Origin of the sequence: Shewanella marina JCM 15074 (genome assembly GCF_000614975.1) — a bacterium.
In the GTDB taxonomy this organism is placed as follows: domain Bacteria; phylum Pseudomonadota; class Gammaproteobacteria; order Enterobacterales; family Shewanellaceae; genus Shewanella; species Shewanella marina.
Window position 1 is genome coordinate 44,197 of sequence record NZ_BALM01000030.1, and the last position, 8,072, is coordinate 52,268.

General features: G+C 40.4%; 6 protein-coding genes and 1 pseudogene. 4 read left to right on the forward strand and 3 right to left on the reverse strand.

The features are described 5' to 3' along the window. Positions 1-9: 9 nt before the first annotated feature. From JCM15074_RS17265 to pedC, 3 genes are read left to right on the forward strand one after another with little or no spacing between them, the layout of a single operon-like run. Positions 10-981 carry a YVTN family beta-propeller repeat protein gene (locus JCM15074_RS17265; RefSeq protein ID WP_025822813.1) on the forward strand — a complete coding sequence of 324 codons (972 nt, stop codon included), beginning with the start codon at positions 10-12 and terminating at the stop codon, positions 979-981. Beyond that, positions 971-1,702: an ATP-binding cassette domain-containing protein gene (locus tag JCM15074_RS17270; RefSeq protein ID WP_025822814.1), complete on the forward strand. Its 732-nt coding sequence runs from the start codon at positions 971-973 to the stop codon at positions 1,700-1,702. Before JCM15074_RS17265 ends, JCM15074_RS17270 begins: the two co-directional genes overlap by 11 nt. Beyond that, a complete protein-coding gene (gene pedC / locus JCM15074_RS17275; RefSeq protein ID WP_025822815.1) occupies positions 1,702-2,481 on the forward strand; it encodes a lanthanide ABC transporter permease protein PedC in 780 nt (259 codons plus the stop codon). The genes JCM15074_RS17270 and pedC overlap by 1 nt, the downstream gene beginning before the upstream one ends. Here the strand turns inward: pedC and JCM15074_RS17280 are convergent. The 3 genes from JCM15074_RS17280 to JCM15074_RS24420 all read right to left on the reverse strand — a co-directional run bounded on the left by JCM15074_RS17280 (position 2,468) and on the right by JCM15074_RS24420 (position 6,259). After that, on the reverse strand, positions 2,468-4,774 hold the full coding sequence (locus JCM15074_RS17280; protein WP_025822816.1) for a TonB-dependent receptor: 2,307 nt from the start codon (positions 4,772-4,774) through the stop codon (positions 2,468-2,470). The two genes, pedC and JCM15074_RS17280, sit on opposite strands and share 14 nt — an antisense overlap. 141 nt (positions 4,775-4,915) lie before the next feature. Further along, a complete protein-coding gene (locus JCM15074_RS17285) occupies positions 4,916-5,818 on the reverse strand; it encodes a 1,4-dihydroxy-2-naphthoyl-CoA synthase (protein ID WP_025822817.1) in 903 nt (300 codons plus the stop codon). A 222-nt stretch (positions 5,819-6,040) separates the two neighbouring features. Continuing rightward, positions 6,041-6,259 carry a hypothetical protein gene (locus JCM15074_RS24420; RefSeq protein ID WP_025822818.1) on the reverse strand — a complete coding sequence of 73 codons (219 nt, stop codon included), beginning with the start codon at positions 6,257-6,259 and terminating at the stop codon, positions 6,041-6,043. Positions 6,260-6,348: 89 nt separating this feature from the next. On the opposite strand from JCM15074_RS24420, the pseudogene ccoG reads away from it, so the two are divergent. Further along, positions 6,349-7,778 (forward strand): annotated as a pseudogene (ccoG, locus tag JCM15074_RS22835) (cytochrome c oxidase accessory protein CcoG). Positions 7,779-8,072: the final 294 nt, after the last annotated feature.

Below are 8,072 nucleotides of genomic sequence, written 5' to 3' on the forward strand. Positions count from 1 at the left end.
GTGCTAATCATGATTAATAAAGGCTGTTGGCTTGGATTTATCAGCTTGTTTCCCCCCTATTTGTTGGCTGCTGATATGGCGTATGTTTCCAATGAAAAAGATGATTCATTATCTGTGATTGATATGAACACTATGGCTGTGGTTAATACAATAGAAGTGGGCGAACGACCTCGAGGTATTTTACTTAGCAAAGATAAGCAGCAGCTTTATATTTGTGCCAGTGAGTCTGACACTATTCAAATATTTGATTTAAAAACTCATCAGGTCATCGGTGAATTGCCATCGGGTGAAGATCCAGAGCAATTTAGTCTACATCCTAATGGTAAGTGGCTGTATGCCGCGAATGAAGATGATGCCTTGTTAACCGTGATTGATGTGCCTAATCGTAGTGTGATTAGCCAAATTGATGTGGGCATTGAACCTGAAGGCGTCGCGGTGAGCCCAGATGGAAAGACGGTGATTGTGACCTCTGAAACCTCGAATATGGTGCATTGGATTGATAGCAAAACTAATAAGGTTGTACACAATACTGTGATTGATGCACGGCCTAGATATGCTCAATTTAATCGTAGCGGTGAGTTGTTATGGGTGAGTTCAGAAATTGGTGGCACAGTGTCAATTTTAGATACAAACACTCGTGAGATTATTCATAAGATTAGCTTTGCACCGCAAGGTATCCATCAAGATAAAGTACAACCCGTTGGCGTTAAGTTAACAGATGATGGTCGTTATGCTTTTGTCGCCCTTGGTCCTGCTAATCATATTGCTGTGGTCGATCAACAAACTTATCAAGTCATAAACTACTTACTTGTAGGGCGCCGTGTATGGCAACTTGCGCTTAATCCACAGCAAAATAAGCTACTAACGACCAATGGTGTCAGTGGTGATGTTTCTATCATTGATATCGATGCCATGAAGGTGATTAAGTCGATACGAGTCGGGCGTTATCCATGGGGGGCTGTAATTACTGATGAACAATAATCAGCTATTAGCAGTTCAACAACTGAGTTTTAATTATGGTCATAAACCAGCACTCATTGATGTGAGTTTTGAGTTGCCGCAGGGAATGACGATTTTGCTTGGTCCCAATGGTGCGGGTAAATCCACGCTATTTTCATTGCTCACTCAAATTTATGGCATTCAGCAAGGTGATATCTATTTTAATCAAATCAGTGTGACGAAGCTGGGTTACCAAGCGATGCAATGGTTAGGTGTTGTGTTTCAACAAAGTACATTAGATTTGGATTTAACCATTGCTCAGAATTTATATTATTTTGGTCATTTGCATGGTTATAGTCGGCAGCAAAGTTTAACCAAAGCACAGCCGTTATTAATGCAGTTTGAACTGCAACATCGTTTGCATGAAAAAGTAAGACGACTTAATTCTGGTCACCGTCGCCGATTAGAAATTGTGAGAGCTCTAATGCATCAACCTAAGGTGTTATTGCTCGATGAGCCTAGTGTTGGACTTGATCCCGCAAGTAGGCAAGCATTGGCTGATGTCGTTAGAGATTTGTGTCGAGAGCAAAAAATCAGTGTACTTTGGGCAACTCATCTTATTGAAGAGGCGAGCGATGCAGACCATGTTTTGATCCTCAATCAGGGACAATTATTAGCGACGGGCCGCTCTCATGAATTACAAAACCGTTATCAGCAAGCGTCATTAGCTGAAGTGTTTATGGTACTAACATCGGAGGTTTAATGCGGTATTGGTATGGTTTTTATGGAATATGTCAGCGGGAGTTATTGCGTTTTTTAACGCAAAAAGCACGGTTTGCGAGTGCCTTAGTACGACCACTGTTATGGTTAATCGTATTTGCGGCTGGATTTCGGGCTGCACTTGGTATTGCTATTATTGAACCCTATGCCACTTACATTAATTATGAAGAATATATTTTACCCGGTTTATGCGCCATGATTTTACTGTTCAATGGTATGCAAAGCTCATTGTCTATGGTGTATGACCGCGAGATGGGCAGTATGAAAATATTGCTCACATGCCCATTACCGCGCTGGTTCTTACTTTTGAGTAAAATGATTGCCGTTGCATTTATTTCATTATTACAAGTCAGTGTGTTTTTGCTGTTTGCCTATTTTTATGGACTTGAACTTGCCCCTATGGGGTATTTTTATGGCCTATTGGCTATGTTACTGGCGGCAATAATGCTCAATGGGTTAGGGATGATTATTGGCGCATGGGTAAAGCAATTAGAGAATTTTGCTGGCGTGATGAATTTTGTTATTTTTCCGATGTTTTTTATTTCATCTGCACTTTATCCATTATGGAAAATGCAAGAAGCCAGTAACTGGCTCTATCAATTATGCCGTTTTAATCCATTTACCTCAGCAGTAGAACTTATCCGTTTTGCTTGCTATCAACATTTTAATGCGACCGCTTTTTATGTGGTGCTGGGATGCGGCATTATTTTTATGTTGCTGGCGATTATCAGTTTTAGTACTGAGCGTTTTAATCAAAACTAATTTTAACGCCGACAATATAGCTGCGTGGCTGAGCAGGGCCGACAAATCTAGCATCATCAAAGTCTGGATATATCTCGCCTAATACTTCATCAGATTCGCCATAAGTACCGAAGGTTTGATAATCACGATCAAATAGATTATTAATTTTGGCATATAGTGCGACATTATCTGTGAGTTGATAGCGACCGCTGAGATTGATGACGGTATAACCTGCTAGAGGTTCTGCATCATTAGCCTCATCACCACGATAATACTGATCTGACTGATAATGAAGATTAGCCCCAATAGTCCATTGCTGCGATTGCCACTCGATATGCGCTTTGGCACTATGTTTGGCAAGTCCTGGAATACGATCGCCTGGGGTGACTTGGCGATTAGCGCCTAACGGATGATTGGGACTAAATGAAATGAAACTAGAATCAAAAGTCGCATCAAGATAGCTATAACTCACGCCCCAGTACCATTGTTGCCATTCTTGTTTTAAAGACAGCTCTAAGCCTTTCCTTAAGGTATCTCCAATATTGGCAAAGTAGCCTTCAGATGGGAGTCCGCCAGCTTGCTGGAAAATAATGTCATCTCGATTACGTGCATAGAATAAGCTTGCGGCTAACAATGTTTGATTTTGCTGATATTGCAGGCCTGTTTCTAGGGTGTGAGTGGTGACTTGTTCTAATGGCGGATCTGAAACAAAACCATTAGGTAATTTACACGGAGCATCTTCATCAGCACAACTGAGCTCAACTGGGGTTGGCGTTCTTGAGGCTCGGCCATAACTAAGATAACTATTAAACTGAGAATTGATTTGCCAATCTAGGCTGACAGTCGGATTAATATTATTAAAGCTATGATCACCATCTAACGTGGTGCCATCATCACCCGGTGCTAAATCGGTCATCATAATATTATCGTATTGGTAACGTATTGCGCTATTGAGTCTTAAGGCTTGGTTGAGCTGTAAGCTGTTAGCGACAAAACCATAGTAATGACGGGTTTTGGTGTCTAATCTTACAATTGAATCTTGGTCAAATAATCCCACTGCACTGGTATCTCTAATTGCACTCATTGTGCCATTATTAAGTTGCGCAAATTCACTGTCTGAAGAGAAATCAATACTTGCTCTTTGAGCCCCAGCGCCTATAACCGTATCGCTAGCAAGATTCGCTATCTTATGTTTTATACTGATTTCTGCTGATACGCCTGTGGAGTGTTGTTTAGTGTGGCTGAGATTATTTAAACCGTCTAATTCATCAGCATCAAGGCCTAAATCATCCAAATCGTCGCTGACTAATTGTCCTTGATGATCAATAAAGGTGACAGCCTGTTCATCTTCATCACACAAGGTTTCAATACCCGCTATGGCACATTCTTCAAAGTCACTGTCATCACCATTAAGACTATTGTTTTTGCTGTAACGATAGAAAATATTACTATTTAAATTAATTTGCTGATTTAATTGATGTTGGCCATTTAAACTAAAAAATTGATAACGGTTATGGTTACTATCTGGATGGGTATATACCGCATCACGTCCTTCAAGTGCCATCAAATCATAGGGAACTGCGCCATTACCAATTAATTCGCTATGACTTGTCGCTGCAGTTAAGGCCAGTAAATTATCGGTATTTAGCTGCCAACTTAACTGGGTTAAAAATTGATTAACTGTTGATGGTGAAAAGCGTCGCCAGCCCTGCTCTTGATAGCGATTGATGAGCGTATAAGCCGCAAACTCACCATTATTTCCACCCGCTTCAATGGTGCCTTGGTACATATCGTGACTGCCGGCTCTAAGATCAAGATTAACGCCTTCAAAACTAAAGCCATCTTTAGTGGTGAGTACTAAAGAACCGCCTAAGGTATTTTGTCCAAATAATGGATTGGAGCCAGAGTAGAGACTCACTTGCGACAATGCCGCAAGTGGAATTAAGTCCCAATTAATAGTGTCACCAAAAGGCTCATTAAAGCGGACTCCATTCATATAAACCGACATTCCCTGCGGCATACCTAATAATGGTGATAAGGTAAAACCACGATATTGGAGATCCATTTGAAACGGATTATTTTGCGCATCATTAATGGTAATACTGGTGAATTGATCTGCTAATAATCGGCCTAAGTTACTATCTAAACTACGTGCTATTTGTTGTTCATCTAAATGTTGCTCGGCTGCGGTATATATTTGTTGGTTAGGTAATGCTTGACCCAGTACCGTGATGATCTCGGGCTGTTCAGTGGTTGCACTGACGGTGAGAGGAATAATATTGATGAGGGTAATGAGGGACGCATAATATTTCATAATTAGCCTTATTAAATAGACATTTAATAAGGATAAAAAATCAACTTATACTTTTGAATCAATGTAATGCAGGATTGTTATGCTACTTTGTGATGAAAATAAACCGCCAGCTGGCGGTTTATTCGAATTATTGCATGATGATTAATAGTGCCAAGGGAATTGTGAGAAGTCTTGGTCACGTTTTTCTAAGAATGCATCGCGGCCTTCTTGTGCTTCAGCAGTTCCATAAGCTAAGCGAGTGGCTTCACCAGCAAAGAGTTGCTGTCCCACTAAACCATCGTCTGGTAAGTTAAAGCCATACTTAAGCATACGCATTGCAGTTGGTGACTTAGAGTTAATTTCTTTAGCCCAACGTAATGCTTCAATTTCTAATTCAGCATGAGGGATGGAGCGGTTAACCATACCCATATCAAATGCTTCATCAGCGCTGTAATTAAAACCACAGAAGAAAATTTCACGAGCACGCTTTTGACCAATCATCTTAGCAAGATAAGCGCTGCCGTAACCAGAGTCGAAGCTAGCAACATCAGGATCGGTTTGTTTAAAAATGGCGTGCTCTTTAGAGGCTAATGTTAAGTCACACACGACATGTAAGCTATGACCACCACCAACAGCCCAACCTGGTACAACCGCAATGACTACTTTTGGCATAAAGCGGATTAGACGTTGCACTTCAAGAATGTGTAAACGTCCCATACGAGCGACATCGGCAGTACCGGCTTCTTCACCTTCATACTTATAACCGTCTTTACCGCGAATACGCTGATCGCCGCCCGCACTAAATGACCACTGGCCTTTAGCTGAAGGGCCATTGCCTGTTAATAAAACACAACCAACATCAGACCATTGGCGGGCATGATCAAGTGCTGTGTAGAGCTCGTCTACTGTTTTTGGTCGGAAAGAGTTAAGACAGTCTGGGCGACTAATAGCAATACGAACTGTGCCTTGGTCTTTAGCTCGGTGATAAGTGATATCTTCAAAGTTAAAACCGGGAACCACATCCCATAAAGTTGGATCGAAAATATCTGATACCTGTTGAGTCATAATGAAAACCTTGGTTAATAGAATCAGGCAAAGGCTAGGCTTTATAGCGCCTTGGGTCAATACTGAAACTAGTGAGTGAGTGAAATGTCAGTAATCGCATCACAAATATAGTGCAAATTATCTTGGCTAATAATCAATTGAGACGATTGTGAGCAATGCTGTTGTTTAAATGCTTTTATATCAGCAATTGATTGTAATTTAGGAATAATACCATTTGCTTCATCAACCGAAAGACGCTGATAAAGTTGTTGCTGTAATTGCTTGATCTGTTGCTGACTTTTTTTTGCGGCTATCAGTACTTTGAGTGAAGTTCTGTTTTAGATCAGTTAAAGAATCATTCAGATCATAGTGAAAACTCTCTGAGGATATCGAGTCAACCCAAGGACGTAACCAAATAACAGCTGCTATCAGGGCAATAAGTAATAAGATTAACTTTTTCATTTTTTATAATTTTGTAAGTAAGAAGTTGACTATATGTGTATATAATAACTGTTATATGGAAATAGTGTGAGCAAATAAGGGCAATAACGATGAGTAATGGTTCTGAAAAAAAGGATTTTTCCGCACCTCAGCGAATTAAGATTCATCAACCAGATGTCAGCAAAACTGATCGATATAATCCACGTAATCGTATTTATGTCAGGGCGGTTACCGGCCTTTGGACGCGAGTGAGAAGGCGCATGGGTGGGTGACTATACTTTTCTTCTTGTTATTGCCTTGGATACCATGGGGAAATCGTCAAGCAGTATGGTTTAACCTATCAGAACAAAAGTTTCATGTTTTTGGATTAGTTATCTGGCCACAAGATTTAACCTTGCTTGCAGGTTTATTTGTGATTGCTGCGGTGGGGTTGTTTTTTATCACCACCTATTTAGGTCGTGTATGGTGTGGATACACATGTCCTCAAACGGTATGGACTTTTATTTTTATCTGGTTAGAAGAGAAAATAGAAGGAGCCCGTAATAAGCGCATTAAGCTAGATCAAATGCCATGGACACGAGATAAAGTCGTCCGTAAAACATTAAAGCATAGCGCATGGGTATTAGTCTCCCTCGTTACAGCTTTAACTTTTGTTTCCTATTTTGTTCCAGCCACTACCTTATATAAGCAGTTCTTTTTATTTGAGTCATCAGCCGGTGTTTACTTCTGGGTCGTGTTTTTTACTATTGCGACCTACGGTAACGCAGGTTGGATGCGCGAAATTATGTGTATACACATGTGTCCATATGCACGCTTTCAAGCATCCATGTTTGATAAGAATACCTATATAGTAGGTTACGATAGTAAGCGTGGAGAAAAACGCGGTCCAAGATCGCGTAAGACAGATCCTAAAGCACTTGAATTAGGTGATTGCATCGATTGTGATTTGTGTGTGCAAGTATGTCCAACAGGAATCGACATTCGCAATGGTTTGCAATATGAATGTATTAATTGCGGTGCCTGTATTGATGCCTGTGATAATACAATGGAGCGAATGGGATATGACAAAGGCCTAATTAGTTATACCACTGAAAATAAACTCGAAGGTAATGCTGCCAAAATATTAAGACCTAAACTGGTGGGTTATGGTGTTGGTCTTATCGTGATGCTATTACTGTTTATATATGGTGCCGCTAATATTGCTCCTGTTCGATTGGATGTTATTCGTGATCGTAATCAGTTATTTAGAGAAACAGATCAAGGTTTAGTTGAGAATACCTATACATTGAAAATTCTAAATAAGACTGAACAACCACATCATTATACGCTTAGCGTGACAGGATTGCCGAAGGATGTGCAATGGCTTGGGCGGCAACAAATCGAGGTCGCAGCAGGAGAGGTATTAAGTTTGCCGATGAGCTTAGCTGTTGATCCCTATCAGTTGGGTCGTAGTATGACAAAAATCGATTTTATCGTAAGTACGACGATAAATGGCAATATTGAAACAGCTAAACAAGAGTCGCGTTTTTTCAGTGAATAGTAAAATCACTAATAGAAAGGGCATGTTAGCCCTTTTTTTATACGTATTGATTGATAACTGTGCGAGTGATCACGACAAGGTTTATTTTTGTTAAAAAGCGCTTGCGCAAAATCAATATCTCCCTATAATGCGACCTCACTGACACGGCAAGCGGCGCTAAGCGTTAAGTTTGCAGAGTGTAAGCGGTCACTATCTTAAAGTGATTTGAGTGGTAAATAACCACTTGAAAATAAACTTTTAAAAAGTAGTTGACGGCGACTAAGGAATGCGTAGAATACGCAGCCTAGCCCGAAG